General features: G+C 73.0%; 22 protein-coding genes and 1 tRNA gene. 13 read left to right on the top strand and 10 right to left on the bottom strand.

The genetic code is table 11. The features are described 5' to 3' along the window. Positions 1-13 precede the first annotated feature (13 nt). The gene (locus tag D9C15_RS05330; RefSeq protein ID WP_127996402.1) at positions 14-2212 is read left to right on the top strand and encodes a UDP-N-acetylglucosamine 2-epimerase; all 2199 of its coding nucleotides are present in this window, start codon (positions 14-16) and stop codon (positions 2210-2212) included. Here the strand turns inward: D9C15_RS05330 and D9C15_RS05325 are convergent. From D9C15_RS05325 to D9C15_RS05310, 4 genes are all read right to left on the bottom strand, one after another. Further along, positions 2196-3089 (bottom strand): DMT family transporter, encoded by an 894-nt coding sequence (locus D9C15_RS05325; protein WP_127996401.1) that lies wholly within the window; start codon positions 3087-3089, stop codon positions 2196-2198. The two genes, D9C15_RS05330 and D9C15_RS05325, sit on opposite strands and share 17 nt — an antisense overlap. Then, positions 3086-4567, bottom strand: coding sequence for a DNA-3-methyladenine glycosylase 2 family protein (locus D9C15_RS05320; RefSeq protein WP_127996400.1), 1482 nt, complete (start codon positions 4565-4567; stop codon positions 3086-3088). Before D9C15_RS05320 ends, D9C15_RS05325 begins: the two co-directional genes overlap by 4 nt. A gap of 72 nt (positions 4568-4639) precedes the next feature. Further along, positions 4640-5104 carry a thioesterase family protein gene (locus D9C15_RS05315; RefSeq protein ID WP_127996399.1) on the bottom strand — a complete coding sequence of 155 codons (465 nt, stop codon included), beginning with the start codon at positions 5102-5104 and terminating at the stop codon, positions 4640-4642. A gap of 73 nt (positions 5105-5177) precedes the next feature. After that, complete coding sequence (locus tag D9C15_RS05310; protein WP_127996398.1) at positions 5178-5489, bottom strand: c-type cytochrome; 312 nt, start codon at positions 5487-5489, stop codon at positions 5178-5180. 153 nt (positions 5490-5642) lie between these two features. Between D9C15_RS05310 and D9C15_RS05305 the strand changes: the two genes are divergently transcribed. Next, on the top strand, positions 5643-5927 hold the full coding sequence (locus tag D9C15_RS05305) for a TIGR04438 family Trp-rich protein (protein ID WP_127996397.1): 285 nt from the start codon (positions 5643-5645) through the stop codon (positions 5925-5927). A gap of 13 nt (positions 5928-5940) precedes the next feature. Here D9C15_RS05305 and ilvD read toward each other — a convergent pair whose 3' ends face one another. Next, positions 5941-7626 carry a dihydroxy-acid dehydratase gene (ilvD, locus tag D9C15_RS05300; RefSeq protein WP_127996396.1) on the bottom strand — a complete coding sequence of 562 codons (1686 nt, stop codon included), beginning with the start codon at positions 7624-7626 and terminating at the stop codon, positions 5941-5943. 91 nt (positions 7627-7717) lie between these two features. Here ilvD and D9C15_RS05295 point away from each other — a divergent pair, with 91 nt between their 5' ends. The 5 genes from D9C15_RS05295 to D9C15_RS05275 all read left to right on the top strand — a co-directional run bounded on the left by D9C15_RS05295 (position 7718) and on the right by D9C15_RS05275 (position 11438). Beyond that, the gene (locus D9C15_RS05295) at positions 7718-8608 is read left to right on the top strand and encodes a LysR family transcriptional regulator (RefSeq protein ID WP_127996395.1); all 891 of its coding nucleotides are present in this window, start codon (positions 7718-7720) and stop codon (positions 8606-8608) included. Positions 8609-8626: 18 nt separating this feature from the next. Continuing rightward, positions 8627-9430, top strand: a complete 804-nt coding sequence (gene lgt / locus D9C15_RS05290) for a prolipoprotein diacylglyceryl transferase (RefSeq protein ID WP_127996394.1) — start codon at positions 8627-8629, stop codon at positions 9428-9430. A 3-nt stretch (positions 9431-9433) separates the two neighbouring features. Further along, a complete protein-coding gene (gene dnaQ / locus D9C15_RS05285) occupies positions 9434-10159 on the top strand; it encodes a DNA polymerase III subunit epsilon (RefSeq protein ID WP_127996393.1) in 726 nt (241 codons plus the stop codon). Between the two features lie 14 nt (positions 10160-10173). Beyond that, positions 10174-10248 (top strand) — tRNA-Val (locus D9C15_RS05280). 59 nt (positions 10249-10307) lie between these two features. Next, entirely contained in the window at positions 10308-11438 is a 1131-nt protein-coding gene (locus D9C15_RS05275) for an NAD(P)/FAD-dependent oxidoreductase (RefSeq protein WP_127996392.1), read from the top strand. Here the strand turns inward: D9C15_RS05275 and D9C15_RS05270 are convergent. The 3 genes from D9C15_RS05270 to aat form a co-directional block, all read right to left on the bottom strand. Continuing rightward, a complete protein-coding gene (locus D9C15_RS05270) occupies positions 11420-14536 on the bottom strand; it encodes a beta strand repeat-containing protein (protein ID WP_127996391.1) in 3117 nt (1038 codons plus the stop codon). The two genes, D9C15_RS05275 and D9C15_RS05270, sit on opposite strands and share 19 nt — an antisense overlap. Positions 14537-14631: 95 nt before the next feature. Further along, on the bottom strand, positions 14632-15381 hold the full coding sequence (locus tag D9C15_RS05265; RefSeq protein ID WP_127996390.1) for an arginyltransferase: 750 nt from the start codon (positions 15379-15381) through the stop codon (positions 14632-14634). Next, positions 15378-16142 (bottom strand): leucyl/phenylalanyl-tRNA--protein transferase, encoded by a 765-nt coding sequence (aat, locus tag D9C15_RS05260; protein WP_127996389.1) that lies wholly within the window; start codon positions 16140-16142, stop codon positions 15378-15380. The genes D9C15_RS05265 and aat overlap by 4 nt, the downstream gene beginning before the upstream one ends. A 78-nt stretch (positions 16143-16220) precedes the next feature. Between aat and bfr the strand changes: the two genes are divergently transcribed. The 6 genes from bfr to D9C15_RS05230 all read left to right on the top strand — a co-directional run bounded on the left by bfr (position 16221) and on the right by D9C15_RS05230 (position 23056). Beyond that, the gene (gene bfr, locus D9C15_RS05255) at positions 16221-16697 is read left to right on the top strand and encodes a bacterioferritin (protein WP_127996388.1); all 477 of its coding nucleotides are present in this window, start codon (positions 16221-16223) and stop codon (positions 16695-16697) included. A gap of 105 nt (positions 16698-16802) precedes the next feature. Then, entirely contained in the window at positions 16803-17825 is a 1023-nt protein-coding gene (gene bchI, locus D9C15_RS05250; RefSeq protein WP_127996387.1) for a magnesium chelatase ATPase subunit I, read from the top strand. Beyond that, a complete protein-coding gene (locus D9C15_RS05245; protein WP_127996386.1) occupies positions 17822-19576 on the top strand; it encodes a magnesium chelatase subunit D in 1755 nt (584 codons plus the stop codon). Before bchI ends, D9C15_RS05245 begins: the two co-directional genes overlap by 4 nt. A 4-nt stretch (positions 19577-19580) precedes the next feature. Further along, positions 19581-20477: an alpha/beta fold hydrolase BchO gene (gene bchO, locus D9C15_RS05240; RefSeq protein WP_127996385.1), complete on the top strand. Its 897-nt coding sequence runs from the start codon at positions 19581-19583 to the stop codon at positions 20475-20477. A 19-nt stretch (positions 20478-20496) separates the two neighbouring features. Beyond that, a complete protein-coding gene (locus D9C15_RS05235; protein WP_127996384.1) occupies positions 20497-22041 on the top strand; it encodes a phytoene desaturase in 1545 nt (514 codons plus the stop codon). Then, a complete protein-coding gene (locus tag D9C15_RS05230; RefSeq protein WP_127996383.1) occupies positions 22022-23056 on the top strand; it encodes a phytoene/squalene synthase family protein in 1035 nt (344 codons plus the stop codon). Before D9C15_RS05235 ends, D9C15_RS05230 begins: the two co-directional genes overlap by 20 nt. A 183-nt stretch (positions 23057-23239) precedes the next feature. Here the strand turns inward: D9C15_RS05230 and D9C15_RS05225 are convergent, their stop codons facing one another. Beyond that, entirely contained in the window at positions 23240-24082 is an 843-nt protein-coding gene (locus tag D9C15_RS05225) for a carotenoid 1,2-hydratase family protein (protein ID WP_510630230.1), read from the bottom strand. Positions 24083-24111: 29 nt separating this feature from the next. Next, entirely contained in the window at positions 24112-25656 is a 1545-nt protein-coding gene (gene crtD, locus D9C15_RS05220; protein WP_127996381.1) for a 1-hydroxycarotenoid 3,4-desaturase CrtD, read from the bottom strand. Between the last annotated feature and the right edge of the window lie 38 nt (positions 25657-25694).

The raw sequence follows: 25694 nt of genomic DNA, 5'->3' as shown, positions 1-25694 counted from the left end.
CATACTCGGGCGGATGTACGAGTCCCACTTCGGGATCAGCGGGCCGCCGTTCCAGCTCAGCCCCGACCCGAGTTTCTACTTCGACAGCCACGGTCACCACGACGCGCTCGCGGTGCTGCGCCGTGCGCTGGACGCGCTGGGCGGCTTCGTGGTCGTCAGCGGCGAGATCGGCGCCGGCAAGACGACGCTGGTGCGCACGCTGCTGTCGCAGCTCGATACCCAGAACGTGGTGGTCGGCCAGGTGCTGACGACGCAGCTCGACGATGCCGAGCTGCTGCGCGCCATCCTGCTGGCCTTCGGCGCACCGTCGCGCTCGGGCTCGCCCGCCGAGCTGGGGGAGGCGCTGCGCCAGTACCTCGCCGGCCTGGCCCGCGAGGGCCGGCGCGCGGTGCTCATCATCGACGAGGCGCAGCACCTCGAGCGCAGCGCGTTCGAGTGGCTGATCGAGCTGGAGAAGGGCGGCGGCGCCGGCCTGCAGGTCTGCCTGATCGGCCAGCCCGAACTGCGCGACCTGGTCGCCTCTGGCGACCTGATCCGCCTGCGCGAACGCGTGGCCGTGTCCTGCCACCTCGGCCCGCTCTCGCCCGAAGAGACCGGCGGCTACATCCGCCACCGCCTGGCGAAGGTCGGCTGGACCGGCAGCCCGGGTTTCGACGACGCCGCCTTCGTCGAGGTGCACCGCTGGTCGCACGGCATCCCGCGGCGCATCAACCTGCTGTGCAACCGGCTGATGCTGTCCTGCTTCCTGGGCGGCCGCAAGCGCATCGACGCAGCGCTGGTCGAGCAGACCGCACGCGATCTGCGTGCCGAGATCGGCGACACCGGCCCCGTGCCGCCGGAGCTGCCGGTGCTGCGCGAGCTGGCGCCGATCGCGCCGCCGACGGTGCCGCGGGTGCGCGACGCCGTGCCGGCACCCACCGCCGAGCCCGCCCCCGAGTCCACCCTCGCGCCCGTGCCACCGCCGGTCGCGGCACCCGCGCTGCCCCCCGCACCTCCCGCGGCCCCCGCGGCGCCGGTGACGCCCGAGCCGCCGCCCTGGCCCTATGCCGGTGGCGAGGCGCGGCCGCTGCTGTGCGTGGCGGCCTCCCAGAGCGACCATGTCAAGGCCGCGGCGCTGATGCGGGCCCTCGCGGCGCGCGAGGGCCTGCCGGTCACGCTGCTGGTGCGCTGCTACGCCAACAACGCCTTCGAACGGCACCGCGACCTGTTCGCCGGGCTGGAGATGCCGCAGCGCCTGATCAACCTCGGCATCGCCGGCGGCACCTACGCCGGCCGCGCGGCCGAGCTGATGAAGCGCTTCGAGTTCGTGGTCGACCAGTGCGTGCCCAGCGCCGTGATCGTGTTCGACGGCAGCGACGCGGCGCTGTCCTGCGGCCTGGTGGCCAGCCGCAAGGGCCTGCCGGTGATGCACGTCGGCGCCGGCATCCGCACCCACGAGCAGGCCGGCGCCGGCGACATCACGCGGCGCCTGACCGACCAGCTCGCCGACGTGCTCTACACCGCCGACAGCCAGGCCAACGAGCAGCTGGCGCAGGAAAGCGTCGCGTCCGAGCGGGTCTGCTTCGCCGGCAACCTGCTGGCCGATGCGCTGCAGTTCGCGCTGCGATGCAAGCTCGCGGTGCCCAGCCCGCGCGAGCGGCTCGCGCTGCCGGCCAACTTCCTGTCCGGGCGCAACGGCTACGGCGTCGTTGCGCTGCAGGGCTTGCAGGAGATCAACGACCGGCTCGCGCTGGCCGAGATCATCGACATCGTGCGCACCGTCGCGCACGACGTGCCGCTGGTCTGGCCGATGCCGCCGGGCACCTCCGAGCACCTGGCCAAGTTCCGGCTCGACCGCCTGCTCGGCCGCGAGCCGATCGCCGGCCGGCCGCCGCAGAGCCACCCGTCCTTCGTGCAGCTGCTGGCCAACGCGACCTGCGTGATCACCGACTCGTGGACGGTGCAGGAGGAGGCGACCATCCTGTCGATCCCCTGCCTGACCGTGGGCAGCGGGCCGGAGCGCGGCATCACCGTGGCGCAGGGCTCGAACCTGTTCGTCGGCCGCAACAAGGCGCTGGCCACGCGCATCGTGTGGGACTGCATCTTCAACGGCGGCAAGCGCGGGCGCGTGCCGGAGTACTGGGACGGCGAGGCCGGCGCACGCATCGCCGACCACCTGGCCGCCTTCCTGCAGACACGGCCGCAGGTGGTCGACCTCAGCCTGCCGGTCTGACCCGGCCGGGCCAGGCGGGCTTCAGCACGCCGGTGGCCAGGCCGGTGCCCAGCAGGATCACGACGCAGCCCAGAGCCATCGCGCCGGTCGGCCGCTCGGCCAGGAACAGCCAGCCCCAGGCGACCGCGAACACCGGGATCAGGAAGGTGACGGTGATCGCGTTGGCCGCGCCGATGTGGGCGATGAGCCGGAAGTACAGCACGTAGGCCACGCCGGTGCACAGCAGTGCCAGCAGCGCGGCCGCTCCCCAGGCCGTGGGCGAGGGCGTCGCCGCCGGCCACCACCACAGCGCCGGCAGCGCGAGCGCCACGGTCGCGCCGAGCTGGCTGCCGGTGGCCACCGCGAGCGGCGCCACGCCCGCCAGGTGCTTCTTCGTGTAGCTGGCCGCGAGGCCGTAGCACAGCGTCGCCCCCAGGCACGCCAGCACCGCCCAGCCGCTGCCGCCGGGCTTGAACGAGGCCTTGTCCCAGGCCAGCCACAACACGCCGGCGAAGCCGATCGCCAGGCCGGCGATGCGCGGCGGCGTGAGCCGGTCGCGCAGCCAGAGCCAGGCGATCAGCGCGCCGAACAGCGGCGTGGCGGCGTTGAAGATCGACGACAGGCCGGCGCTGATCGACAGCGCCGCGTAGCTGTAGAGCAGGAAGGGCAGGGCCGAGTTGATCAGCCCGACGGTGAAGATCGGCTTCCAGTGGCTGCGCAGCGCGCCGAACTGGCCGCGCAGTGCAAGCAGCGGCAGCAGGCACAGCGTGGCACCGGCCACTCGCACCGCAGCCAGCGCGACCGGGCCGAACTCGGCCGCGCCCAGCCGCATGAACAGGAACGAGGCGCCCCACAGGGCGGCCAGCAGCACCAGCTCGCCGGCGTCGGAAGTCTTCATGGGGCAGGGCTCAGCGAGTTCCAGAGGCGCAGCACCGCATAGGCACGCCAGGGCCGCCAGGCCTCGGCCTGCGCCAGCGCGGTGCGCGGGGTGAGTGCGGCATCGCGCCGGCGCAGCGCCTTGAGCACGGCCACGTCGCCGGGCGGGAAGGCATCGGGCCAGCCGGCGGCGCGCATCGCGATGTAGTGCGCGGTCCACGCGCCGATGCCCGGCAGCGTGGTCAGCGCGTCCACCAGCGCCTGCGGCTCGCCCGGGCGCTCGATCAGCGCGGCGATCGTCGGCCAGGCCTGCGCCAGCGCCACCAGCGCCTGCGCGCGCGTGCGCACGATGCCGAGCTCGGCGATGTGTTCCGGCTGCGCATCGGCCAGCCGCTCGGGTGCCGGGAAGGCGCGGGTGATGTCGTCCCAGGGCGTGGCCAGCGGCGTGCCGAAGCGCGCCACCAGGCGGGAGGCGAGCGTGCGTGCCGCGGCCACCGTCACCTGCTGGCCGAGCACGGCACGCACGGCGAGCTCGAACGCATCCAGGCTGCCGGGCAGGCGGATGCCGGGCGCACCCGGCAGCGCCACCAGCGCGGCGTCGATCGTCTGTGGGGCGGCGTCGAGGTCCAGCCAGCGCCGCGCCAGTGCCACCAGGCGCGCGCTGGCCGGCGCCAGCGCGGCGGCAAAGCGCAGCTGCACCCGGGCCTGCTCGGGCAGGAAGCTCGCCTCGATCCAGCCCGCCGCAGCGGCGACGCTGCCGGCGCGCAGGCTGCGCCGGATCGTGGCGCCCTCGACCTGCTCGATGCCCGGGATGGCACGTTGTGCGACGAAGCGCAGCAGGGCGGCCTGGTCGTAGGGTGTGCGGTACGACAGCGTCAACGCCACGGTCTCCGGGGCCACCGCGCCGCTGCCGGCCGATCGGGCCGCCGCGCCGCGCAGCCGGCTCGGGCTCATGCGGTAACGCTGCACGAAGCAGGCATTGAAGCGGCGCAGGCTGCGAAAGCCGCTGGCCAGCGCCACCTGGGCGACCGGCAGCGCGCTGTCGGTCAGCAGCTGCTTGGCCAACAGCAGCCGGCGCGTCTGCAGGTACTGCAGCGGCGTCACGCCGTGTTCGGTCGCGAAGATGCGGCGCAGGTGCCGGTCACTCACGCCCAGTCGCTCGGCCAGCGCGGCCAGCGAGGGCACGTCGCCGCTGCCGGCCTGCGCGTCGAGCGCCTGCGCGGCCTGGCGCGCCAGCGTGCGCGACGCGTCCATCACGCTCCAGGCCAGCCCGGGCCCGGGGGCGATTTCGGGGCGGCACTTCAGGCAGGGCCGGAATGCGGCGGCCTCGGCCTGCGCCGCACTGCCGAAGAAGCGGCAATGGCGCTGCTGAGGCGTGCGCACGCGGCACACGGGCCGGCAGTAGATGCCGGTGGAGGTGACACCGACGTAGAGCTGGCCGTCGAACCGGGCGTCGCGCGCAGCGAGGGCCCGGTAGGCGGCGTCGGGGTCGAGGTCCATGAGGCGATGGTAGCCGGCGCGTCGGCGTCGGCTCGCCGTTTCCGGACATGCTGCCGGCCGCCCGATCCTGGTTCAGGACACGATGTAGGCGGCGGCGCCGCTGGCCAGCAGGCGCCCGTCGGCGTTCTCGAAGCTCATGCGTGTGGAGGCGACCCGCGAGCCCAGGCGCAGCACCTCGGCGTGCAGCACGAAGCGCTCGCCGACGGCCGGGCGCAGGTAGTCGATGCGCAGGTCGATCGTGCCGAGCTTGCCGAAGCGCTGCAGCCGCTGGGCAGGGGCCTCGTCGAGGTGCCGGGCACCGATGGCGGCCATCACCGCCAGGCCGCCGAGCGCGTCGAGCGCCGCGCTGATCACGCCACCATGCAGGCGGTGGTGGGCGAAGTGGCCGATCAGGTCCGGCCGCATCAGCAGGTGGCCGCGCACGGCCTCGGCCGCGATGGCATCGATGCGCAGGCCGAGCACCCGGTTGAAGACGATGCGCTCCTCGAAGATCGCCGTCAGGCCGGCGACGAACTCGGGTTCGAAGGCTGTGCTCATGCCCGGCCGCCCGTGTCGGACCGGCACGAAAAAGGCCCCGCGTGCGGGGCCTTTGTCGCGAGCGCCGGACGGCTCACTTGATGGACAGGATCCACTGCACCAGCTGCTTGGCCTCGGCGGCATTGACCTGCGGGTTGGCCGGCATCGGCACCTGGCCCCAGGCCCCGACACCGCCCTTCATGACCTTCTCGGACAGCTTGTCGACGGCGTCCTTCTGGCCGGCGTACTTGGCAGCGACCTCCTTGTAGGACGGGCCGACGACCTTCTTGTCGGCGGCGTGGCAGGCCAGGCAGTTCTTGGCCTTGGCCAGCGCCTCGTTGGCCAGCGCCGGGGCGGTGGCGGCGGCAGCGCCGAGCGTGACGATCAGGGCGGGAAGCAACTTCATCGTTTTCCTTTCAGGGATCAGCGGGAAATACTGCGGATGTTTGACCACCCGCCCAGCCGAGGTGTCGGCTACAGTGCCATCAACGGATTGTAGGGGTGGCGGTTGACGGCCGGCAGGTGCCGGTTTTCCCGAGCACCCCTGGGAGTTCTGGCCGTGTACCTCGTCCTGCTCGGTGTTTTCATCATCCTGTTGCACTTCGCCGGCATCGGCCCTATGGCCGACTGGACCTGGACGCTGACCGGCGACCTGTGGAAGTTCTGCGTGCCCTTCGGCCTGGCCGCGGTGTGGTGGGCCTGGGCGGACAGCACCGGCTACAACAAGCGCCGCGAGATGGAGAAGATGGACGCCAAGCGCCAGGCCCGCCGCGAGCGCAACCTCGAGGCGCTGGGGATGGACGCCCGGGCCCGGCGCAAGAAGCAGAAGGCCTCGGGCTCCTGAGCGTCCGGCCCGGTCACTCGAACTTGTCCAGCACCGCGCCGGAACTGGCGCTCGACGCGTTCATGGCGAACTTGGCCAGCACCCCGCGGGTGTAGCGCGGCGCCGGGCGCTTCCAGGCCGCACGGCGGCGCGCGATCTCGGCCTCGTCCACGTCGAGCTGCAGCAGCAGCCGGTGCGCGTCGATCGTGATCGAGTCGCCTTCGTGCACCAGCGCGATCAGCCCGCCCTCGTAGGCCTCCGGCGCGACATGGCCGACCACCATGCCCCAGGTGCCGCCGGAGAAGCGGCCGTCGGTGATCAGGCCGACCGACTCGCCCAGGCCCTGGCCGATCAGCGCGCCGGTGGGGGCCAGCATCTCCGGCATGCCCGGGCCGCCCTTGGGGCCGAGGTAGCGCAGCACCATCACGTCGCCGGGCTTGATCTTGTTGGCCATGATCGCGGCCAGCGCGGACTGCTCGTCGTCGAACACCCGGGCCGGGCCGGTGATCACCGGGTTCTTCAGGCCGGTGATCTTGGCCACGCAGCCCTCGGGCGACAGGTTGCCCTTCAGGATCGCCAGGTGGCCGTGTGCGTAGATCGGATTCGAGACCGGGCGGATCACCTTCTGCTCCGCCGAGAGCGGCGGCACGTCGGCCAGGTTCTCGGCCACGGTCCTGCCGGTGATGGTGATGCAGTCGCCGTGCAGCAGCCCGGCCTTCAGCAACTCCTTCATCACGGCCGGGATGCCGCCGGCGCGGTGCAGGTCCACCGCCAGGTACTGGCCGCTCGGCTTGAGGTCGCACAGCACCGGGGTGCGCTGGCGCACGCGCTCGAAGTCGTCGATGCTCCACTCGACGCCGGCGGCATGCGCGATGGCCAGGAAGTGCAGCACGGCGTTGGTGGAGCCGCCGGTGGCCATGATCACCGCCACCGCGTTCTCGATCGACTTGCGCGTGACGATGTCGCGGGGCTTCAGGTCGGCCCGGACAGCGTCCACCAGCACCTTCGCGGCGCGCTCGACCATCGAGACGATCTCGCCCTCGACGTTGGCCATCGTCGACGCGTAGGGCAGCGACAGCCCGAGTGCCTCGAAGGCCGAGCTCATCGTGTTGGCGGTGTACATGCCGCCGCACGAGCCGCTGCCGGGGATGGCGTGGCGCTCGATCTGGCAGAAGTCCTCCTCACTCATCTTGCCGGCCGAGTACTGGCCCACGGCCTCGAACACGCTGACGATGTTCAGGTCCTGGCCCTTGTAGCGGCCCGGCAGGATGGTGCCGCCGTAGATGTAGAGCGAGGGCACGTTGGCGCGCAGCATGCCCATCATGCCGCCGGGCATGTTCTTGTCGCAGCCGCCGATCACCATCACGCCGTCCATCCACTGGCCGCCGACGCAGGTCTCGACGCAGTCGGCGATCACCTCGCGTGACACCAGCGAGTACTTCATGCCCTCGGTGCCCATCGCCATGCCGTCGCTGATGGTCGGCGTGCCGAAGATCTGCGGGTTGGCACCGGCCTCCTTCAGGCCGATCACGGCCGCGTCGGCCAGGCGCTGCAGGCCGGAGTTGCACGGCGTGATGGTCGAGTGGCCGTTGGCCACGCCGATCATCGGCTTCTTGAAGTCGCCTTCCTGGTAGCCGAGCGCGTAGTACATCGAGCGGTTCGGTGCCCGGGCCACGCCCTCGGTGATGTTGGCGGAACGGCGGTTGATCTTGTCGGTCATGCGGGTCTCCTGCGCGGCGGGGCCCGAGTATCCGCCGCGCGACAGGTCCTCGTCCAATAGATATCCGATCGCCGTTTGATATGCTGAGCAAATGAATGTCGAGATCGACCTGCGCGCCTGGCGGCAGTTCGCCGTGCTGGCCGAGACGCTGCACTTCGGCCGCGCCGCCGAGCGCCTGCACATGACGCAGCCGCCGCTCACGCTGGCGATCCAGCAGCTCGAGCGCCGCCTCGGCACGCCCTTGTTCGCGCGCACGCGCCGCAGCGTGGCGCTGACGCCCGCCGGCGAGGCGCTGCTCGAGCCGGCGCGCGCGCTGCTCGAGCGGGCCGCCGCGCTGCCGGCGCTGGCGCGCGGCGCGGCGCGCGGCGAGCAGGGGCGGCTGCGCCTGGGCTTCGTCTCGACCGTGGGCTACGGGCCGCTGCCGGGCTGGCTGCGCGGCTTTCGCGAAGCCTGGCCGGGCGTGACGGTCGAGCTGCGCGAGGCCACCGGTGACGTGCAGCTCGAGGCCTTCGCCCGCGCCGAGCTCGACGCCGGCTTCGTGCTGCACGCCCCTGGCCATGCGCCGGCGCTGGCGCGGCTGTCGCTCGGCGTCGAGCCGATGGTGCTGGCGCTGCCCGATGCCGCCCCGCGCCGCTGGCGCCCCGCGGAGCTGCTGCGCCAGCCGCTGGTGATCTTCCCGCGCGGCATCGCCCCCTCGCTGTACGACGCGGTGCTGGCCTTCTACCACCACCACCGCGCGGCGCCGGCCATCGCGCAGGAGGCGATCCAGATGCAGACCATCGTCAACCTGGTGTCGGCCGGGCTGGGCATCGCGCTGGTGCCGCGTTCGATGACGCTGCTGCAGCGGCCCGGCATCGCCTACCGCAGCCTGCCCGTGGCGCTGGCCGAGGCGGCACCGAGCTGCGAGACCAGCCTGGTCTGGCGCGCCGACGCGCCGCCGGCGGTCGAGCGCTTCGTCGCGCACGTGAAGGCCCATCGCTAGCTGCTATCGTTCGCGCCCATGCTCGTGCATCCCCAGTTCGACCCGATCGCGCTCCAGTTCGGCCCGGTGGCCGTGCACTGGTACGGCATCACTTACCTCGTGGCCTTCGGGCTGTTTCTGTGGCTGGCCAACCTGCGCGTGAAGCAGCCCTGGTACGCCGCCGCCGGCTGGACGCGCCGCGACGTGGAAGACCTGCTCTTCTTCGGCGTACTCGGCGTGGTGATCGGCGGGCGGCTGGGCTACGTGCTGTTCTACAAGCCGGGCTACTACGCCGCGCACCCGCTGGAGATCCTCGCGGTGTGGAAGGGCGGCATGGCCTTCCACGGCGGGCTGCTCGGCGTGATCGCGGCGATGCTGCTGTTCGCGAAGCTGCGCGGCCGGCCCTGGCTGCAGGTGACGGACCTGATCGCGCCCTGCGTGCCCACCGGCCTGGCCTCGGGGCGCATCGGCAACTTCATCAACGGCGAGCTGTGGGGGCGCGAGGCACCGGCCTCGCTGCCCTGGGCCATGGTGTTCCCGCAGTCGGGCCAGAGCTTCGCGCGCCATCCCTCGCCGCTGTACCAGTTCGCGCTCGAGGGCCTGGCGCTGTTCGTCATCCTGTGGCTGTATTCGCGCCGCGAGCGCGGCCTCGGCCAGGTCTCGGGCCTGTTCCTGATCGGCTACGGCGCGTTCCGCTTCATTGCCGAGTTCTTTCGCGAGCCGGACGCCTTCCTCGGCCTGCTCGCGCTCGGCCTGAGCATGGGCCAGTGGCTGTGCGTGCCGATGGTGCTGCTGGGCATCGCGTTGTGGGTGCGCGGGGCCCGGCTCGTGCCAAAAGGCTGAGCCATGCGCCAGATCTTCCTCGACACCGAGACCACCGGCCTGTCGGCCGAGGCGGGCGACCGCATCATCGAGATTGGCTGCATCGAGATGCTGAACCGGCGCCTCTCGGGCCGCACGCTGCATCACTACATCAATCCGCAGCGCAAGAGCCACGAGGACGCGGTCAAGGTGCACGGGTTGACCGACGAGTTCCTGGCCGACAAGCCGCTGTTCGCGGCGATCGCCGACGAGTTCCTCGAGTTCGTCGCGGGGGCGGAACTGGTGATCCACAACGCGGCCTTCGACGTCGGCTTCCTCGACGCCGAACTGGCGCGCCTGGGCAGGCCGCCGCTGGCCGAGCATGTGGCCGAGGTGACCGACACGCTGCTGATGGCGCGCGAGATGTTCCCCGGCAAGTCGAACTCGCTGGACGCGCTGTGCAAGCGGCTGGAGGTGGACAACTCCAACCGCACCCTGCACGGCGCGCTGCTCGACGCCGGGCTGCTGGCGGAGGTCTACATCCGCCTCACACGCGGGCAGGACTCGCTGGTCATCGACGAGGTGCAGTCCGAGGCGACCGAGGTGACGATCGCGACAGTCGATTTCGAGCGCCTCGTGCTGCCGGTGATCGAGGCCGACGAGGCCGAATCGGCGGCACATGCCGCGTTGCTGGGCGAGCTCGACAAGGCCAGCGGCGGCAAGACGCTCTGGCCCCGCCCGGCGCCGAGCACTAGCGAGGATGTGGCATAATACGGGGCTTGTCTGGGCGGCTAGCTCAGGGGTAGAGCATCGCATTCACACTGCGGGGGTCGGGGGTTCGAAACCCTCGCCGCCCACCAGACATTCTCCCGAGACACGGCCGGTTCCCCCGGCCGTTTTTCTTGCGCAGGTCGAAGCCATGGACCAGGTCGATGCGGTCGTGATCGGCGCCGGTGTCGTCGGCCTGGCGACCGGCCGTGCGCTGGCGCGGGCCGGGCTCGAGACCGTCGTGCTCGAGCGCGCCAACGCGATCGGCACCGGCACCAGCTCGCGCAACAGCGAGGTGGTGCACGCCGGCATCTACTACCCCGCCGGCTCGCTGAAGGCGCGGCTGTGCGTGCAGGGGCGCCAGCAGCTGTACGCGTTCTGCGCCGGGCATGGCGTGGCGGTGCGGCGCTGCGGCAAGCTGATCGTCGCCACCTCGGAAGCGCAGCGCCCCAGGCTCGAGGCGACACGCCGTGCAGCGGCCGCCAACGGCGTGCCGCTGCGCGAACTCGCGGCCGATGAGGTGCGTGCGCTCGAGCCGGCGCTGCAGTGCGTGGCCGCGCTCGAATCGCCCGAGACTGGCATCGTCGACAGCCACGGCCTGATGCTCGCGCTGCAGGGCGATCTCGAGGCCGCGGGCGGCGCGCTGGCCCTGTGTTCGCCGGTGCTGGGCCTGCGTGCCGGGCCCGGCCTGCACGTGGTGTCCGTCGGCGGCGAGGCCCCGATGGAGCTCGGTGCGCGCGTCGTCGTCAATGCCGCCGGCCTGTGGGCGCCGGGGCTGGCGGCTGCAACGCACGGGCTCGCTCCGGCGCACTGCCCGCAGGGCCGGCACGCCAAGGGCAACTACTTCGCGCTCGCCGGGCGCGCGCCGTTCTCGCGCCTGATCTACCCGGTGCCCGAGGCCGCCGGCCTGGGCGTGCACCTGACGCTCGATCTCGCCGGCCAGGCGCGCTTCGGACCGGACGTGCAATGGCTGCCGGCGGGCGACCCGGACGCGATCGACTACCGCGTCGACCCGGCGCGCGGCGAGGCGTTCTACGCCGAGATCCGGCGCTACTGGCCGGCGCTGCCCGACGGCGCGCTGCAGCCGGCCTACAGCGGCGTGCGACCCAAGCTCGGCGGGCCCGAGGCCCCGGCCGCGGACTTCGTGCTGCAGGGCCCGGACGAACACGGCATCGCCGGGCTGATGAACCTGTTCGGCATCGAGTCGCCCGGGCTCACCGCCAGCCTGGCGATCGCCGACGAGGTGTTGCACCGGCTCGGCATTCAGGCCGAGAAGACGTAGTCGCCGAGCAACGTGCTGGCGCTGCCGCTGAGCGTCGCCAGCAGCGTCAGCTCGCTGGCCGAGACGGCCGCGTTGCCGTCCGCCGAGTGGAACAGGAACACCCCGGAATCCGTGCCGTTGTCGACCACGAACAGCGCCGTGCGATCGGCCGCGTAGGCCGAGCTGGCCGAGCCGATCGCCGCGGCCGCGCCGGCGGTGGTCAACGAGGCCGCGTTGGCGGTGAAGATCACCAGCTCGGCGCTGGCCGAGAAGCCGCCCGGCCCGGCGCGCACCGCGCTGCCTTCGACCAGCAGATCGCCGTCGCCGACCTTCAGCGCGGTCTGGCCGAACTGCAGCTTGTCGGTGCCGCTGGTGAAGTCGGTGATCGTGTCGCTGCCGGTCGTGCCGTTGAAGCGGAACGTGTCGCTGCCGCTGCCGCCGGTCAGCAGGTCGCTGCCCAGCCCGCCGGTCAGCGTGTCGTTGCCGCCACCGCCGCGCACCGTGTCGTTGCCGGCGCCGGCATCCATGGTGTTGTTGGCCGCGTTGCCGATCAGCAGGTTGACCGCGTTGTTGCCGTTGGCGCGCACGGCGGTGCTGCCGGTGAGCGTCAGGTTCTCGAGCGTGCCCTGCAGCGTCCAGTTGACCGACGAGATCACGCTGTCGACGTTGCCCGCGGTCGTGCCGGTCTCGGAGGTGATGTCGGCGGCGCTGTCGACGACATAGGTGTCGCTGCCGTCGCCGCCGACCAGCGTGTCGTTGCCGGTGCCGCCGTCGAGCCGGTCGTCGCCCGATCCGCCGGTCAGGCTGTCGTTGCCGGCGCCGCCGCTGACGCTGTCGTTGCCGGCGCCGGCGTTCATCGAGTTGTTGCCGGCGTTGCCGGTCAGCACGTTGGCGGCGCTGTTGCCGTTGCCGTTGATGGCCGCGCTGCCGGTCAGCGTCAGGTTCTCGAGCGTGGGCTGGAGTGTCCAGGTGATGCTGCTGATCACGCTGTCGGTGCCGGCACCCACGCCCTCGACGATGATGTCGCCCGCCGCATTCACGACATAGGTGTCGTTGCCCGCGCCGCCGGTCAGCGTGTCGTTGCCGAGCCCGCCGTCGAGCCGGTTGGCCAGCGTGTTGCCGGTCAGCCGGTCGTTGTAGCGCGAGCCGATCACGTTCTCGAAGTTGAGCAGCGTGTCGTTGCCGAAGCCGGTGGCCTGCGCGGTGGTGAGCGAGAGGTTCACCGTCACCGCCGCTGTGGCATTGGCGTACGAGACGGTGTCGACGCCGCTGCCGCCGTTCAGGCGGTTGCTGCCCGCGTTGCCGGTGATCACGTTGGCCAGCGCGTTGCCGGTGCCGGCGAGGTTGGCGGTGCCGGTCAGCGTCAGGTTCTCGAGGTTGGCACCGAGCGTGTAGTTGATCGACGACTGCACGGTGTCGGTGCCGCCGCCGGCGGCTTCGAGGATCAGGTCGTTGCGGCTGATCACGTAGGTGTCGTTGCCGGCGCCGCCTTGCAAGGTGTCCACCAGCAGCGGGTTGGCGACGCGGAACACGTCCGTGAAGCCGCCGTTGCCGTCCGTCGAGGCGAGGTTGGTCGCGCTGCTCTCGAACACGATCCAGTCGCCGCCCGACGAAACCTGCGCGTCTGTGCTCGGCCCGTTGCCGGCCACGCCGGCGGCCGAGCTGGACACCAGCGCGATCCGGCCGGTGTACAGGTCCTTGACGAAGATGTCGCGCGTGCCGTTGCTGTCGCCGGCTACGAGGTCGTCGGAGTAGCTCGTGAAGACCACCCAGCGGCCGTCGTCGGAGATCGACGCGTCTTCGCTCGAGAGGCTCACGCCGCTGCCGTCCTCCTTCGAGGAAACGAGCTGCAGGTCGCCGGTCTTGAAGTACAGCGCGTAGATGTCGGTGCCGTTGGAGGTGTCCTCGCCGACCAGGTTGCGCCCCGTCTCGAACACGACGACCGCGTTGTCGTCGCCGTTGAAGGCCACGTCGGCATTGAAGTTGCCGTTGTTCGGGTTGGAGACGGGTACCAGGCCCCTGGTCAGGTTCGTCAGCTGGCCGGTCTCGGCACTCCACAGGAAGATGTCGCTGCGGCCGTTGTTGTCCCCGCTGGTCAGGTTGCTGGCCTCGCTCTGGAACACCACGTAGTCGCCGTCGGCCGAGACATGGGCGTCGATGCTCTCGCCGTTGCCGTCGGTGCCGGTCAGGCTGGTGGAGATGCGCGTGGTGGTGTCGGTGGCCAGATCCTTCAGGAAGATGTCGGTGTACGTCGTCGAGCCGCCGGCGGCGAAGCTGGAGGTCGTGCTCTCGAACACCACGTAGCGGCCGGTGCCGGAGAGGTCCGGGTTCAGCGAACGGCCGTCCGTGGCCAGTGTGCCGCCGGTGCCGGTGGAAGCGCGCACGATCTCGCTACCGTGCGGATCGGACACGTAGATGTCGTACAGCGCGCCGCTGGAAGGCCCGGGCACCAGGTTGGACGAGGCGGCCAGGAAGGCGACCACGTTGCCGTCGGCCGAGATCACCGTCGCGGCGGCGCCGCTGTTGCCCGCCACGCCGGTGGCGCTGCGGTGCTCGTCGCTGAAATCGCCGGTCACCATGTCCTTGACGACCGGGCCGCTGGCGGTGTTGCCGAAGTTGCTCCAGTTGCCGTCGAAGGCGACGTAGCGCCCGTCGGCGCTGACCGACGCATGCGAGCTGCCGGTCGGCGCGCCGGCGCTGCCGTCGCGCGAGACATGGTTGATCGGCGCCAGCGCGACGTTGCCGACGATCCAGTCGGTGCCGCTGCCGGTGGTCACCAGGTCGGCGCCGCCCAGGCCCCAGACCTGGTTGCCGACGGTCGAGTCGGTCAGCGTGTAGTACTGGCCGTAGGCGTCGTGGAAGGCGTCGCCGGTGCCGTCGCCGAACAGCAGCACGCTGCCGTCGGCGAAGCTGACGTTCTCGAAGTTGAGCTGGCCCCAGCTCAGGCCGTCCAGCCAGACGGTCTTGCCGGCGGCGGTCAGCGACAGGTTGCTGCCCGAGGCTGCCAGGCGCACCTCGCCGGCGCTGATCGACGGCGCGTCGAACTGGAGGACGTCGGCGTCCGGGTCGAAGTTCAGGTGCGTGCCGTCGGCCAGCGCGCTGAAGACGAAGTTGCTCATTCGGATCCCTCCTCCGGCGCCTCGCGCCGCTTGAGGAAGGTTGTACCCACGCCCGCGTTATGCCGGCGTTATGGCCGGCCCGGGGTCCCCCGCGCTCAGGGGAGGGGCGCGTCGTCCGGGCGCTGCCAGCGACCGTCCAGCAGCAGCTCGTGCGGGCCGAACTGCGCCTTGTAGGCCATCTTGTCGCTGCCGGCGATCCAGTAGCCGAGGTAGACATGCGGCAGCCGCAGCGCCCGGGTCTGTTCGATCTGCCACAGGATGTTGTAGGTGCCGTAGCTGGTGCGCGGCTCCGGCTCGAAGAAGGTGTAGACGGCCGACAGCCCGTCGTTGAGGATGTCCAGGATCGAGACCATCTTCAGCGCGCCGGGGCCCTGGGCCGAGGGCTCGCGGAACTCGACCAGGCGCGAGTTGACCCGGCTCTGCAGCAGGAACTGGGTGTACTGGTCGATCGAGTCGTGGTCCATGCCGCCGCCGCTGTGGCGGCCGGCCTGGTAGCGCAGGTAGAGCTGGTAGTGCTCCGGCACGAAGCACAGGCGCAGCACGCGGGCCTGCAGCCCGGCATGCTGCTTCCAGGCGCGGCGCTGGCTGCGCGTGGGTTCGAAGCCGGCCACCGGCACGCGCAGCGGCACGCAGGCGCGGCAGCCGTCGCAATAGGGCCGGTAGGTGAACATGCCGCTGCGCCGGAAGCCGTTGGCCACCAGCCCCGAATAGGCGTCTGCGTGGATCAGGTGGCTGGGCGTGGCCACCTGCGAGCGGGCCATGCGCCCGGCCATGTAGCTGCACGGGTAGGGCGCAGTCGCGTAGAACTGGAGCGAGGCGAGCGGAAGCTCTTTCGGGTGCGTCACGGGCCGGGGTCCTGCGCGGCGGCGGGGCCGAGCCCCAGGTGCCGCCAGAGGGACACATGATAGGTCCAAGGGGTCACCTCACCGGCCCCCAGGGCATGGGACAGGCGGCGCTCGAACTCGGGGCGCGGCAGCTCGCGCCCGCCCAGCGAGGCCAGGTGCCCGGTGCGCTGCTGGCAGTCGATCATGCCGATGCCGTGCTCCCGGCAGAAGCACACCAGCGCGGCCAGCGCGATCTTGGAGGCGTCGGTGCGGTGCGAGAACATCGATTCGCCGAAGAACATGCGGCCGAGGCTGACGCCGTACAGCCCGCCGGCGAGTTCGCCGTCGATCCAGGTCTCGACGCTGTGCACCGCACCGAGCCGGTGCCAGCGCAGGTAGGCCTCGACCATCGCCGGCACGATCCAGGTGCCGTCCTGGCCCTCGCGCGGGGTGTGCGCGCAGGCCTGGATGACGCGCCGGAAGTCGTGGTCGATGCGGACCTCGCAGCCGGGCGTGCGGATGAACTTCGCGATCGTCTTGCGCAGAGAGCGCTTCAGGCGGAACTCGTCGGTCAGCAGCACCATGCGCGGGTCCGGCGACCACCACAGCACCGGCTGGCCCTCGCTGTACCAGGGGAACACGCCCTTCGCGTAGGCCTCGGCCAGGCGCTGCGGGGTCAGCTCACCGCCGGCGGCCAGCAGGCCCGGCGCGTCGGATCCGGCCGGCAGCGCGCGGCGCGTGTCGGGCAGGGTGTCGAGCGGGCTGCGCAGCCAGGCGATCACGTGGGCGGGACCGGAAAATGCTGTGGGGCCATGGTATCGCGCGACAATCGCGCCCGTCTCCCCAGCGAAGGAACGACCATGCAAGGTGACGCCAAGGTGCTCGAGTACCTGAACAAGCAGCTCAAGAACGAACTCACCGCCATCAACCAGTACTTCCTGCACTACCGCATGCTGAAGAACTGGGGCTTCGAGCGCATGGCCAAGCACGAGTACGAGGAGTCGATCGAGGAGATGAAGCATGCCGACAAGCTGGTCGACCGCATCCTGATGCTCGAGGGCCTGCCCAACCTGCAGGACCTGGGCAAGCTGCTGATCGGCGAGTCCGCGGTCGAGATCCTGTCCTGCGACCTGAAGCTCGAGCAGGGCTCGCAGGCGGTGCTGAAGGAGGCCATCGCGCACTGCGAGAGCGTGCGCGACTACGTGTCGCGCGAGATCCTCGAGCAGATCCTGGAGGACACCGAGGAGCACATCGACCACCTCGAGACGCAGATCGAGCTGGTGGCCAAGGTTGGCGAGCCGAACTGGCTGCAGTCGCAGATGGGCAGCGGCAGCTGAGGTTGCGCATTGGTGCGCGGCGCGCGCCGCGCTACAGTGTCGTCCGGCGCAGGCAGTATCGGTTGTCAGGATGTCCTGACAAAACCGTGGCCAGGGAGCAGGGCGATGGGCTGGACCTTTCCGTTCTCGGCGATCGTCGGGCAGGACGAGATGAAGCGCGCGATCCTCGTCGCGGCGATCGACGCGAGCGTCGGCGGCGTGCTGGTGTTCGGCGACCGCGGCACCGGCAAGTCCACCGCGGTGCGCGCGCTGGCGGCGCTGCTGCCGAAGATGAACGCGGTGGCCGGCTGCCCCTACCACTGCGACCCGCTCGGCAACCTGTGCAGCGACTGCGCCGCCCGGCGCGGCGCCGGCCGCGCGCCGAAGGCCGAGAAGGTCGGCGTGCCCGTGGTCGACCTGCCGCTCGGCGCGACCGAAGACCGCGTGGTCGGCGCGCTCGACCTGGAGCGCGCGCTTGCGCACGGCGTCAAGGCCTTCGAGCCCGGCCTGCTGGCGCGCGCCAACCGCGGCTTCCTCTACATCGACGAGGTCAACCTGCTGGAAGACCACCTGGTCGACCTGCTGATCGACGTGGCCGCTTCCGGCGAGAACGTGGTCGAGCGCGAGGGCCTGTCGGTGCGCCACCCGGCGCGCTTCGTGCTCGTGGGCAGCGGCAACCCGGAGGAAGGCGAGCTGCGCCCGCAGCTGCTCGACCGCTTCGGCCTCTCGGTCGAGGTGCGCACGCCCACCGACCTGCCCACGCGCATCGAGGTGGTGCGCCGGCGCGACCGCTTCGAGCGTGATCCCGCAGGCTTCGTCGCACAGTGGCAGAAGGAGGAGGACAAGCTGCGCCGCCGCATCGTCAAGGCGCGCGAGCGGGTCGGCGGCATCGACACGCCCGACGCGGTGCTCGAGGCGGCCTCCAAGCTGTGCCTGGCGGTCGGCACCGACGGCCTGCGCGGCGAGCTCACGCTGATCCGCGCCGCGCGCGCGCTGGCCGCCTTCGACGGCGACGCCGCGGTCGACGCGGGCCACCTGCGCCGCATCGCGCCTTCGGCGCTGCGCCACCGCCTGCGCCGCGACCCGCTCGACGAAGCCGGCTCGACCTCGCGCGTGGAGCGCGTGCTGGCGGAGCAGTTGCCCGCATGAACATCGCGCCCGGCTGGGCCCTGGCGCAGCACGCGGCGGCGCTGCTGGCGGTCGATCCGGCCGGCCTGGGCGGCGCGCTGCTGCGCGGGCTCTCGCCCGACCTGCGCGAGCGCTGGGAGGCCCTGCTGCGCGGCCTGCTGCCGCCCGATACGCCGTGGCGCACGCTGCCGCCGCACATCGGTGACGAGCGCCTGCTCGGCGGCCTGGACCTCGGCGCCACGCTGCGCCAGGCGCGCCCGGTGGCGCAGCGCGGCCTGCTGGCCGAGTGCGACGGCGGCCTGCTGCGGGTGCCGCAGGCGCAGCAGCTCGGCGCGGCGCTGGCGGCGCGCCTGGCCGCCGTGCTGGACGACGGCGAGGTGCGGCTCGCGCGCGAGGGCTTCGCGCGCTGCGATCCCGCCCGGCTCGCCCTGCTGGCCTACGACGACGGGGTCGAGGGCAACGACCCGCCGCCCGCCGCGCTGGCCGACCGGCTGGCGCTGCAGCTGGACCTGAGCGGCCTGGCCTGGCGCGACGCCGGGCCGTCCGCACCATGGACGGCCGAGGCCGTCGCCGCGGCGCGCGAACGCCTGCCGCGGCTGCGCACCGACGAGGCCGCGCTGGACGCCCTGTGCGCCGCGGCCGAGGCGCTCGGCATCGCCTCGAGCCGCGCACCCTGGTTCGCGTTGCGGGTGGCGCGCGCCGCCGCGGCGCTGGACGGGCGCCTGACGGTTGCGCAGGCCGATGCCGAGCTCGCCGCCCGCCTGGTGCTCGCGCCGCGGGCCATGCGGCTGCCGCCGGGCCCGCCGCCCGACGAGGCGCCGCCGCCCGAGCGGTCCGAGGCGCCCGAGCGCGAGAACGCTGGCGACCAGACGGTCGAGGCCGGCACGCTGGAAGACCGCCTGATCGAGGCGGCGCGTTCATCGATCGACCCGCGCCTGCTTGCACAGCTGCAGATCGCGCGCCTGGGTGGCGCGCCGCGCGGCGGGGCCGGCAAACGCGGCGCGCTGCAGCGTTCCCTGCTGCGCGGCCGGCCGATCGGCACGCTGGCCGGCGAGCCGCGTCGCGGCGCGCGGCTGAACCTGATCGACACGCTGCGCGCCGCGGCGCCGTGGCAACCGCTGCGCCGGCGCGAGGCACGCTGCGCCGCCGCGGTGCAGGTGCGGCGCGAGGATTTCCGTGTCACGCGGCACCAGATGCATCGGCGCACGACGGCCGTGTTCGCGGTCGACGCCTCGGGCTCGGCCGCGCTGCACCGGCTGGCCGAGGCCAAGGGCGCGGTCGAGCTGCTGCTGGCCGACTGTTATGTGCGGCGCGACCAGGTGGCGGTGCTCGGCTTTCGCGGCGCCGGCGCCGAACTGCTGCTGCCGCCCACCCGCTCGCTGCCGCGTGCCAAGCGCGCGCTCGCCGGCCTGCCCGGCGGCGGCGGCACGCCGCTGGCGGCCGGGCTGGACGCGGCCTGGGTCGTCGCCGACGCGGCGCGCCGGCGCGGCGACACCCCCCTGGTCGTGCTGCTGACCGACGGCCGCGCCAACATCGCGCGCGACGGCTCACCCGACCGCGCGCGCGCCGAGCAGGACGCACTGGCCAGCGCCGCCCGCTGGCGCGGTGCCGGCATCGCCGCGCTGTTGGTCGACACCTCGCCGCGCCCCGACCCACGCGCCCGCGCGCTGGCCGAGCGCATGCAGGCGCGCTACCTGCCTCTGCCGATGGCCGAGGCGGCGACGCTGTCGGCCGCCGTGCGCCAGGCGAGCGCCGTGCTTGTGCGCGGCTGAGGGCATGGGGCGCCCGCTGGACTGGGCGCGCGACGGGCCCGGCTGGCCGCACCACGCGGCCAGCCGTTTCGTCGCGCTGCCGGGCCTGCGCTGGCACGTGCAGCAGATCGCCGCGCCGCCCGGCGCGCCGACGCTGCTGCTGCTGCACGGCACCGGCGCCTCGACCCATTCCTGGCGCGGCGTGATGACGGCGCTGGCAGGCCGCCTGGGTCTCGTCGCGGTCGATCTGCCCGGGCACGCCTTCACCGGCGCGCCGGCGGACCCCGAACGGCTCAGCCTGCCCGGCATGGCCTCGGCGCTGGCTGACCTGCTGCGCGAGCTGCGCTGCGCACCGGAGCTGGTGGTGGGCCACTCCGCCGGCGCCGCGGTGGGCGCGCAGCTGTGCCTGGACGGCGCGCTGCAGCCCGCCGCGCTGGTGTCGGTCAACGGGGCGCTGCTGCCGCTCCCGGGCCTGGCGGGCAGCGTCTTTTCGCCGGTGGCGCGGCTGCTGGCGCGCAGCACGCTGGTGCCGCGGCTGTTCTCCTGGCGCGCCAGCGACCCGGTGGTGTGCCGCCGCCTGCTCGACGGCACCGGCTCGCGCATCGACGAGGACGGTGCCGCCTGCTACCGCCGCCTGCTGCAGGACCCCCGGCACGTGTCCGGTGCGCTGGGCATGATGGCGCGCTGGGACCTGCAGACCTTCGCGCGTGCGCTGCCGCGCCTGGCCGTGCCGCTGCACCTGCTGGTGGCCGAGCGCGACCTGACCCTGCCACGCGACCATGCGCGCCGACTGCACGAGCACCTGCCGCGCGCGAGCCTGCTGCGCCTGCCCGGGCTCGGCCACCTCGCGCACGAGGAAGACCCGGCCCAGGTGGCGGCCATCCTTGAGAACTTGACGAAACTTATTGTCAAGTCAAGTTGACATGTCTAGGATGCGCCGCATGTGGAGCGACGAACGATCCGTGCCGCCGCCCGTGGGCGGTCCGCGCACCGGCACGCCGGGGCGTGCCCATGCGGTGGTGATCGGCAGCGGTTTCGGCGGCCTGGCCGCGGCGCTGCGCCTGGGAGCGCGCGGTTACCGCGTCACCGTGCTGGAGCGGCTCGATGCCCCCGGCGGCCGCGCCTGCGTGCACCGGCAGGACGGCTACACCTTCGATGCCGGGCCGACCGTCGTCACCGCGCCCTGGCTGTTCGAGGAGCTGTGGGCGCTGTGCGGCCGCCGTCTCGCCGACGACGTCGAGCTGCGCCCGGTCGACCCGTTCTACCGCGTGCGCTTCGACGACGGCATGTCGATCGACTACCGCGGCGACGCCCAGGCCATGCGCGAGGCCGTCGCCCGCCTCGCGCCGGGCGACCTGGCCGGCTACGAACGTTTCCTCGCCGCCAGCGAGGCGATCTTCAAGGTCGGCTTCGAGCAGCTCGGCGACCAGCCCTTCGACCGATGGGCCGACATGGCGCGCTGCCTGCCCGACCTGATGCGCCTGCAGAGCTGGCGCACCGTCTGGGGCATGGCCTGCAAGCACGTCAAGGACGAGAAGCTGCGCGTGCTGCTCACGTTCCAGTCGCTGCTGGTCGGCGGCAACCCGTTCACCACCACCTCGGTCTACTGCCTGATCGCCTTCCTCGAGCGGCGCTGGGGCGTGCACTTCGCGATGGGCGGCACCGGTGCGCTGGTGGCCGGCCTGGTCAAGCTGATCCGCGAGCAGGGCCATGCGCTGCGCCTGAACGCCCCGGTGGCGCAGATCCTGGTGGAGCAGGGGCGCGCCTGCGGCGTGCGCCTGGACAGCGGCGAGACGATCCGCGCCGACGTGGTGGTCTCCAACGCCGACTCGGCCTGGACCTACCGCCACCTGCTCGCCCCCGAGCACCGCCGGCGCTGGACCGACCGGCGCCTGGCGCGCGCGCGCTACTCGATGAGCCTGTTCGTCTGGTACTTCGGTACCCGCCGGCGCTACGAGGACGTGGCGCACCACAGCATCCTGCTCGGGCCGCGCTACCGCGGGCTGCTGGACGACATCTTCCGCCGCAAGCACCTGGCCGAGGACTTCAGCCTCTACCTGCACCGGCCCACCGCCACCGACCCGTCGCTCGCGCCGCCGGGCTGCGACGCGTTCTATGTGCTCTCGCCGGTGCCGCACCTGGGCAGCGGCACCGACTGGGTGGAGCAGGCCGAGCCCTACCGCCGCGCCATCCAGGCGCGCCTGGAGGCCACCGTGCTGCCCGGCCTGGGCGAGAGCCTGGCCAGCTCGCGCGTGATGACGCCGCTGGACTTCCGCGACCGGCTCTGCTCGGTCCACGGCGCGGCCTTCGGCCTCGAGCCGGTGCTGACGCAGAGCGCCTGGTTCCGCCCGCACAACCGCAGCGAGGAGGTCGAGCGGCTCTACCTGGTCGGCGCGGGCACGCACCCCGGTGCCGGGCTGCCGGGTGTGCTGTCTTCCGCCAGGGTGCTCGACCGCGTGGTGCCGCATGCCGACGAACTGGTCTGAGGCCGCCGGGGTCGCCGAGGTCGATCTCGCCGCCTGCCGCGCGCAGCTGGCCAACGGCTCGCGCACCTTCCTCGCCGCGTCGCTGCTGCTGCCGCGGGCGGTGCGCGGGCCGGCCTGCGCGCTGTACGCGTTCTGCCGCCTGGCCGACGACGCGGTCGACGGCGGCGACGATCCGCATGCCGCGGCGCAGATGCTGCGCGGCCGCCTCGACCGGCTCTACCGCGGCGACGCCTGGCCGGTGCCGGCCGACCGCGCGCTCGCCGCGGTGGTGGCGCGCTTCGGCATCCCGCAGGCCCTGCCGGCCGCGCTGATCGACGGCTTCGAGTGGGACGCCGCCGGGCGGCGCTACGACACGCTTGCCGAGCTGGAGGACTACGCCGCGCGCGTGGCCGGCACGGTGGGCGCGATGATGTCGCTGCTGATGGGCACACGCGACGCGGCCGCGCTGGCGCGCGCCTGCGACCTGGGCGTGGCGATGCAGCTGTCCAACATCGCGCGCGACGTCGGCGAGGACGCGCTGGCCGGGCGGCTCTACCTGCCGCGCCGCTGGCTGCAGGAGGCCGGCATCGACCCCGAGGCCTGGCTGGCCGCGCCGCGCTTCGACGAGCGCCTGGCCGGCGTGCTGGAGCGCCTGCTCGCGCACGCGGACATGTTGTACGCACGTGCCGGTGCCGGCGTGGCGCGCCTGCCGCTGGCCTGCCGGCCGAGCATCAACGCGGCGCGTTTCCTGTACGCCGCGATCGGCCACGAGGTGGCGCGGCGCGGCTACGACTCGGTGTCCACGCGCGCCGTGGTGCCGCGGCGCCGCAAGCTGGCGGGCCTGGCGCGCGCCCTCGTCACCTGGTGGCCCGACCCCGAGGCAGCGCGCGAGCCGCCGCTGGCCGCGACGCGTTACCTCGTCGACGCGGCCGCCGACCGCCACGCCCCGCCGCGTGGCCTGGCGGAGAAGGCGCTCTGGGTGCTCGACCTGTTCGAGCGCCTCGAGCGGCGCGACCGGCTGCAGCGTGCCGCCTGAGCGTGCCGGTCGAGCGTGCCGTGAGCAGCCACTGGTTCGGCCTGATCGAACTGTCGATGTTCCTCGGCCTGCCGCTCGTCTGGGGCGTGTGGGAACTGGTCAAGCTGCGCCGCGAGCAGCGGCGCGATCGCGCGCGTGAGCGCGAAGGCACCGCCGACGACTCGGAGTCTGCCGCGCAGACTCCTAGCCCCGCCGCGGCATGCGGAACGGCAGCAGTGCCTGCACCCAGCGCGCCGCGAAGCGGTCCAGCGACAGGCTCTCGTGCACCGCGGTGACCGGCTCGCCGCGCCAGCGCGTCTCCACCAGCGAGCGGGCGTAGAACGGCCCGTCCTCCAGGCGCCGCTGCAGCGCCGGCCGATGCCCTGCATCCGCGCGCACCATGCCGGGCATGCGCCAGCGCGAGGCCGGCAGCGCATGCGGCGGCGGGGCCTCGACGGACCCGATGGCACCGTCGTTCGCGATGTGCAGCGCGAGCCCCAGCGTCGAGCCGTCGCGGCGCTGCACGTCGTAGTGCACGCCGGTCGCGCCGCCGGGCAGCGCGGCGCGCGACCAGTCCCAGCGCACGAAGTCCTGCTCGAGCGGCCGCGCGCCGTGGTTGCCGTCCAGGTAGGCCTGGCCGCGCCAGCGCCAGCCGGGCCGGTCGAGCTCGACCTCGATGCGTGCCGACGGCGCCAGCGGTGTCCAGCGGTGCCGCCCGGCGGCATCGAGCGGGAAGTCCGCGCCGGTGCTGGACAGCGGCTCGAGCAGCAGGCGACCGCGCACTCGGGCGGGCCAGGGCACGGCCCATTCGTCGAGCTCGACCTGCAGCCGGCCGTCGTGCCAGGCCAGCGTGCTCGGGCCGATGCACAGCGTGCGCGCATCGCGCTGCAGCCGGTCGGCGCCGCGTTCGGTCATGGTCCAGCGGTGCAGGCCGGGGCCGTACAGCGCGACGTTGATCGCCACGTGGCGGCGCGGGTCGGCGTCCGCCACGCTGCGCCGGCGTGCCGCCGCGTACCAGGGCGAGAACACACTGCCGACGAAGGCGATCAGCGCCAGCGCATGGCGGCCATCGTCGCTCAGGGCGTCGAGATACTACCAGGCATAGCCGCCGGGCGGGACAGCGAGATCGAAACGCGCTGCGCCCGCCACTGGCGCCGCAGTTCCGCGGCCGCCAGCCGGCCCGACAGCGCGGCCATCGGCACGCCGGGCCCCGGGTGGGTCGTGCCGCCCGCCAGCACCAGCCCCGGGATCGGCGTGCGCTGCGTCGGACGCCGGAACGAGGCCTGCCAGCCGTGCGACGCCTCCCCGTACAGCGCCCCCGCCGAGCCCGGGAACATGCGCGCGAAGTCCATCGGCGTCGTGCGGGCCGTCGTGCCCTCGATCGCGCGCAGGCTCAGCCCGCAGCGTGCCAGGTGTCGGAAGGTTTGCTGCTCGCATTCGTCGATCTCCTCGTCCGACAGGTTGCGCCCGGCCGGCGCGTTGACCAGGCAGAACAGGCGCTGCGCCGCGGCGGCTCCGCCGGCATCGGGGGCGCACACGTAGGTGGTCGGCACGCCCGGCAGGCGGGCGTGGCGGAACAACGCGTCGAACTCGTCGGCATACGACGGCCCGAAGAACACGTTGTGGTGGGCCAGCGGCAGGCCTTCGGTGCATGCCGCCAGGTTCCAGGTCAGCGCCGACAGCGAGCGCTGGCGCGGCGGCGGCGCGGCCTGGCGCAGCGCGGGCCCGAGCAGCCCGGCGGCCAGCGCCGCGCTGTCGCCGGCCCACACCACGGCGTCGGCGGCCAGATGCTCTCCGCTGCCGAGCTCGACCCCCGCGATGCGGCCGCGCGCCAGGTGCAGCCGCCGCACGTCGGCGCCGCAGCGCAGCAGCGCGCCGCGCCGGGCCAGCAGGCGCTCGAGGTGGCGGACGATGCCGTGCATGCCGCCCTCGACGCGCCAGACGCCGGCGCGCTCCACGTGCGCCACCAGCATCAGCGTGGCCGGGCAGGCGTAGGGCGAGGCGCCGCAGTAGGTGGCGTAGCGGCCGAACAGCTGGCGCAGCCGCGCGTCTCGGAAATGCGTGCCGAGCGAGGACCACAGCGTCGCGAACGGCGCGATGCGCAGCAGCCCGGGCAGTCCGCGCCAGCCGCCGCGCAGCAGCAGCGACAGCGGATTGGGCCGGGTGGCGCGCAGGAACGGGCCTTCCAGCGCCGCGTAGACCGCCTGCGCGCGCGCGGAGAAGTCGCGGTAGCCGCGGGCCTCGGCCGCACCGGCGAAGCGGCCGATCGCGTCGGTGCTGTGCTCCAGGTCGGCATGCAGGTCCAGCACGCTGCCGTCGGCCCAGGCGTGGCGCGCCAGCAGCGGCAGCGGCGCGAGCGGCAGGCCCTCGGACTCGTCGAGCGCCTCGAACAGCTCGTCGAACACCCAGCGCATCGTGAACACGGTCGGGCCGGCGTCGCCGCGGCTCGCGCCGTCGCCCGCCTCGCGCAGCTTGCCGCCGGCCTGCGCGGCGCGCTCCAGCACCGTTACCGCCGCGCCGTGCTGGGCCAACTCGGCTGCGGCCACCAGCCCGCCCATCCCCGCGCCCACCACGAGCACCCGGGGTGCGGCCCTGCAGTTGTGTTGACTGGACACTTGCATGTGTCTATTCTAGTTGACACATGCGACCGATCGGGTGG

The organism is Piscinibacter defluvii (genome assembly GCF_004011805.1).
Taxonomy (GTDB): Bacteria; Pseudomonadota; Gammaproteobacteria; order Burkholderiales; family Burkholderiaceae_C; genus Piscinibacter; species Piscinibacter defluvii.
This window is presented reverse-complemented; position numbering and strand designations above follow the sequence as displayed.

Coding starts and splice junctions, on each gene's coding strand:
- D9C15_RS05330 (WP_127996402.1), top strand. CDS start 14: ATGTACGAGTCCCACTTCGGGATCAGCGGGCCGCCGTTCCAGCTCAGC.
- D9C15_RS05325 (WP_127996401.1), bottom strand. CDS start 3,089: ATGAAGACTTCCGACGCCGGCGAGCTGGTGCTGCTGGCCGCCCTGTGG.
- D9C15_RS05320 (WP_127996400.1), bottom strand. CDS start 4,567: ATGGACCTCGACCCCGACGCCGCCTACCGGGCCCTCGCTGCGCGCGAC.
- D9C15_RS05315 (WP_127996399.1), bottom strand. CDS start 5,104: ATGAGCACAGCCTTCGAACCCGAGTTCGTCGCCGGCCTGACGGCGATC.
- D9C15_RS05310 (WP_127996398.1), bottom strand. CDS start 5,489: ATGAAGTTGCTTCCCGCCCTGATCGTCACGCTCGGCGCTGCCGCCGCC.
- ilvD (WP_127996396.1), bottom strand. CDS start 7,626: ATGACCGACAAGATCAACCGCCGTTCCGCCAACATCACCGAGGGCGTG.
- D9C15_RS05295 (WP_127996395.1), top strand. CDS start 7,718: ATGAATGTCGAGATCGACCTGCGCGCCTGGCGGCAGTTCGCCGTGCTG.
- lgt (WP_127996394.1), top strand. CDS start 8,627: ATGCTCGTGCATCCCCAGTTCGACCCGATCGCGCTCCAGTTCGGCCCG.
- dnaQ (WP_127996393.1), top strand. CDS start 9,434: ATGCGCCAGATCTTCCTCGACACCGAGACCACCGGCCTGTCGGCCGAG.
- D9C15_RS05275 (WP_127996392.1), top strand. CDS start 10,308: ATGGACCAGGTCGATGCGGTCGTGATCGGCGCCGGTGTCGTCGGCCTG.
- D9C15_RS05270 (WP_127996391.1), bottom strand. CDS start 14,536: ATGAGCAACTTCGTCTTCAGCGCGCTGGCCGACGGCACGCACCTGAAC.
- bfr (WP_127996388.1), top strand. CDS start 16,221: ATGCAAGGTGACGCCAAGGTGCTCGAGTACCTGAACAAGCAGCTCAAG.
- bchI (WP_127996387.1), top strand. CDS start 16,803: ATGGGCTGGACCTTTCCGTTCTCGGCGATCGTCGGGCAGGACGAGATG.
- D9C15_RS05245 (WP_127996386.1), top strand. CDS start 17,822: ATGAACATCGCGCCCGGCTGGGCCCTGGCGCAGCACGCGGCGGCGCTG.
- bchO (WP_127996385.1), top strand. CDS start 19,581: ATGGGGCGCCCGCTGGACTGGGCGCGCGACGGGCCCGGCTGGCCGCAC.
- D9C15_RS05235 (WP_127996384.1), top strand. CDS start 20,497: ATGTGGAGCGACGAACGATCCGTGCCGCCGCCCGTGGGCGGTCCGCGC.
- D9C15_RS05230 (WP_127996383.1), top strand. CDS start 22,022: ATGCCGACGAACTGGTCTGAGGCCGCCGGGGTCGCCGAGGTCGATCTC.
- crtD (WP_127996381.1), bottom strand. CDS start 25,656: ATGCAAGTGTCCAGTCAACACAACTGCAGGGCCGCACCCCGGGTGCTC.